Origin of the sequence: Pseudonocardia sp. McavD-2-B (assembly GCF_024124365.1) — a bacterium.
Lineage (GTDB): Bacteria > Actinomycetota > Actinomycetes > Mycobacteriales > Pseudonocardiaceae > Pseudonocardia > Pseudonocardia alni.
The window spans coordinates 1-4,024 of the sequence record NZ_JAMXSG010000391.1 but is presented as its reverse complement, the minus strand read 5'-3'; the positions used below and the strand labels follow the sequence as shown (position 1 = coordinate 4,024).

Genomic DNA, 4,024 nt, shown 5'->3' with positions numbered 1-4,024 from the left:
GGTGCGTCGGCGGCGGGCGGGGCGGGCGGCGCCGCGGCGACGGCGGCACTCGGCTCCCCGACGACGTCGACGCGTCCGTCCGGTGCGACCACCAGGCGTGCCGGGTCGGTCACCCGGACCATGCCCTGAGCCGCGGCGCGGTCGGCGAGTGAGCCGGGGCTCTGCAGCACCGTGACCTCCTTGCGGAGCGCCTCGGACTGCTCGGTGAGCGACGCGGTCCGCTCCCGTGCCGCCTGCAGCGAGTAGGAGTCGGCCGCCGCGGCGGTCGACAGCCACAGCGTCGCGATCAGGCCCGAGACCAGCAGGACCATCACGACCAGCACGAACTTCGCGCGGCCGGTGTTCTCCCTGGCCGCGCTACGGCGGCGCTGGTCGGCCACCCGTCGGGCGTCGCCGGGGCCGCGCTGGGCCGGGATCCGCGGAGGTGCCGCGGTACGACGGCTCTGGCGGGTGTCGGGCCGCTGCCGGCCACCGCCCGGGGTGCCCGGGCGCTCGATGACGGGTGTGCTCATCGGGGGTTCCTGCCTCTCCGCCGTGCCGGTGCTGCCTGCGTGCTCGGATCCGTGCCACGGGTGCTCACGGCCCGTCCTCCACGCGTTCCGCCGCGCGCAGCCGTACCGGGGCGGCCCGCGGGTTGCGGGCGATCTCGGAGTCGGACGCCTGCTCGGAGCCCCGGCTGAGCAGCCGGAACTCCGGTCCGTGTCCGGGAAGCTCCACCGGCAGGTCCACCGGGGTCCGCGAGCGGACGCGCTCGGCGAGCACGCGCTTGGTGATCCGGTCCTCCAGCGAGTGGTAGGACAGGACGACGATCCGCCCACCCGGGGCGAGCGCGTCCAGTGCCGCGGGCAGCGCGTCGCGCAGGACCTCGAGCTCGCGGTTCACCTCGATGCGCAGTGCCTGGAAGGTCCGCTTCGCCGGGTGCCCGCCGGTGCGCCGGGACGCGGCCGGGACCACGCCGTAGAGCAGCTCGACGAGCTCGGTGCTGCGGGTGAACGGGCGCTTCTCCCGGGTCCGGACGATCGCGTTGGCGATCGGCCCGGCGAACCGCTCCTCGCCGTACTCCCGCAGGATCCGGCGCAGCTCGCCGGCGGTGTAGGAGTTCAGGACGTCGGCGGCGGTCGGCCCGGTGGTCGGGTCCATCCGCATGTCGAGGTCGGCGTCGCGGGAGTAGGAGAAGCCGCGGGCGTCCTCGTCGAGCTGGAGCGAGGAGACGCCCAGGTCGAACAGGATGCCGTCGGCGGCGGGCACGCCCGCCTGCTCCAGCGCGCCGGCGACGTCGTCGTAGACGGTGTGCACCCGGTGCAGCCGGTCGGCGTAGGCGGTCAGCCTGCGGCCCGCGAGCTCGAGGGCCTGCGGGTCGCGGTCCATGCCGACGACGGTCAGCCGGGGGTGCGCGGCCAGCAGCGCCGCCGCGTGGCCACCCATGCCGAGAGTGGCGTCCACGTAGACGGCGTCGCGGTCGCGCAGCGCGGGGTCGAGCAGCTCGGAGACGCGGTCCAGCAGGACCGGGGTGTGCCGGTCACCGGGCGCGCGCTCGTCGCGCGGGGTGGCGCCGTCGCCGGAAGTACCGTCCACGTCCCACCCCCCGGTGCGCCGTCCGTCCCCGTGTGGTGCGTGCGTGTCGTGCGGGCCGCCGGTGCGGCGGCCGTACCCGGTCCCGGCCACGGGGGCCGGGACCGGGAGGGTCGATGTCCGTGGGTGTGGCGTGCCGGCTCCCACAACCGGTCCGCTCCACGCCCGAAGACGCGCGGGCGCCACCGCGCCACCCGAACTCCCCAGTCGGGGTGGGCGCCGGCGCCGTCCCCACCCGGGGGCCGTGCCGAGACGGACCTGGCACCGGGGAAGGTGTGCCAGGGCCGACTCGATCACGGCACCCGGGTCGGGGCGGCGACGGTGGTGTCGTCCGCTGTCGGTCGTGCTGTCCTGCTCAGGTACTGCCGCCGTCCGTCGTCCCGCCCGCCAGCGGAACTCAGAACAGCCCGGGCAGAACCTCCTCCTGGGCCTTGGCGAACTCGTCCTCGTGCCGCTCCTGGTACTCCTGCCAGGCCTGCGCGTCCCAGATCTCGGCGCGCGTGAACGCGCCGATCACCACGCAGTCCTTGGACAGTCCGGCGTACCGGCGCAGCTCGGACTGGATCGCGATCCGGCCCTGGCCGTCGGGGTTCTGCTCGTCGGTGCCCGAGAAGAGGTTCCGCTGGAACACCCGCGCCGACTCGTTCGTCAGCGGGGCCGCGGCGATCTTGCGCGCCATCTCGGTGAAGGCGTCACGGGTGAACACGTAGAGGCAGTGGTCCTGCCCTTTCGTGATCATGCAGCCGCCTCGCAACTCGTCGCGGAATTTTGCGGGCAGCGTGAGCCGCCCCTTGTCGTCCAGCTTCGGGGTGTAGGTGCCGAGGAACACCGACCCCACCTCCACCTGGGACCCCTGTTCGTCCCAGCGATCACCACACTACCCCACACTCACCCACCGTCAACCCGAGACGGGCGGATCTCCGACCACCGGTCCGATGTTTTCGCAGGTCAGAGGTGGTGGGGGGCAGTGGGGGCGCGCGACGCGCCACCCGGTCGCGCGACGCCCGGAGGCCGTTTCCGGCCGCACCTGCGCCCCACCGCTCCCCCGCCGGCGTCGTCCCTGGTCAGAGACGTTTCCCGGGCCGATCGGGTCATCCGGTGCGGGAACGGGTGGGGAGACGGTGGGGGACCGTGGTGAGCCCGGGTGGGGGGCGGTGGGGGATCGGCGGCCGCGCGGCGGAGCGGCGTGGGGAACCACCGTGGGGCGCCGTGGGAGGACCTCGTGGGGACCTTCCGCCCGGGGCCGCCGGCGAGACCCGGAGCGCGTCGCGTTCGGCCGTACGGGGCAGCGGGTCGAGGCCGGGTGGCGGCGCCCGGTCCCGATCGGGGGACGTTTGACAGACTGGGGTCACCCGAGCCGTCTCCTGAGGAGGCCCGTTGTCGTCGAGCGCGCCGTCCGCGCCCTCCGTGCCACCCGTCCCGTCGCCGTCCGGTGGTCCCCTCCGCCGGGCCGAGGCCGGCGGTGCGCACCCCGGTTACGCGCCCGAGCCGATGGACGCCGCCGCCGTCGCCGACGCGGCGGGCCGGATCGCCGCCGCGATGGCCCGGATCATCGTCGGCAAGCCCGACACCATCCGGCTGGCCCTGGTCGCGATGCTCGCCGAGGGGCACCTGCTCGTCGAGGACGTGCCGGGCGTCGGCAAGACCACGCTGGCCAAGGCACTCGCCCGGGCCGTCGACGGGGCGGTGAGCCGGGTGCAGTTCACCCCGGACCTGCTGCCCGGCGACATCACCGGCTCGTCGGTCTACAACCGGCAGACCTCGGAGTTCGAGTTCCGGCCCGGCCCGGTGTTCGCCAACGTCGTGATCGCCGACGAGATCAACCGGGCCTCACCCAAGACCCAGTCGGCGCTGCTGGAGTGCATGGCCGAGCACCAGGTCACCGTCGACGGCGGCACCTACCCGCTGGGTGACCCGTTCATGGTCGTCGCCACCCAGAACCCGGTGGAGATGGACGGCACCTACCCGCTCCCCGAGGCCCAGCAGGACCGGTTCACGGTCCGCGTCTCGGTCGGCTACCCGGACCCGGCGGCCGAGCTGGCGATGCTCGAGGAGCACGGCTCGACCGACCCGCTGGAGCGGCTGCGGCCGGTGACCGACCTGCGCACGCTGCGGTCGATGATCGCCGGGGTCCGCGGCCTGCACACCGCGGCGGAGGTGCGCCGCTACTGCGTCGAGGTCGTCGGGGCGACGCGGCGGCTGCCCGAGGTCCGCCTCGGTGCGTCGCCGCGCGCGACCCTGCACCTGCTGCGGGCCGCCCGCGCCTGGGCGGCGACCGCCGGGCGCGGCTACGTCGTGCCCGACGACGTCCAGGCCGTCGCCGTCCCCGTCCTCGCGCACCGGCTGGTGCTGGGCCCCGAGGGGGTCGCGGCCCGCCGGACACCGGCGGACCTGGTGCGGGCCGCCGTCGCGCGGGTCGCGGTGCCGTCCCCGCCGCGGAGCTGAGGTGGCG

General features: G+C 75.2%; 4 protein-coding genes. 1 reads left to right on the top strand and 3 read right to left on the bottom strand.

Annotation, left to right across the window (positions count from 1 at the left end):
* The 3 genes from NH602_RS28955 to mraZ all read right to left on the bottom strand — a co-directional run.
* On the bottom strand, positions 1–512 hold a 512-nt coding region (locus NH602_RS28955; protein ID WP_161152117.1), incomplete at its 3' end, for a hypothetical protein.
* A 64-nt stretch (positions 513–576) separates the two neighbouring features.
* On the bottom strand, positions 577–1,575 hold the full coding sequence (gene rsmH, locus NH602_RS28950; protein WP_253069463.1) for a 16S rRNA (cytosine(1402)-N(4))-methyltransferase RsmH: 999 nt from the start codon (positions 1,573–1,575) through the stop codon (positions 577–579).
* Between the two features lie 394 nt (positions 1,576–1,969).
* Positions 1,970–2,401, bottom strand: coding sequence for a division/cell wall cluster transcriptional repressor MraZ (gene mraZ / locus NH602_RS28945; protein ID WP_043276508.1), 432 nt, complete (start codon positions 2,399–2,401; stop codon positions 1,970–1,972).
* 662 nt (positions 2,402–3,063) lie between these two features.
* On the opposite strand from mraZ, the gene NH602_RS28940 reads away from it, so the two are divergent.
* Complete coding sequence (locus NH602_RS28940; RefSeq protein ID WP_073574079.1) at positions 3,064–4,017, top strand: MoxR family ATPase; 954 nt, start codon at positions 3,064–3,066, stop codon at positions 4,015–4,017.
* Positions 4,018–4,024 lie beyond the last annotated feature (7 nt).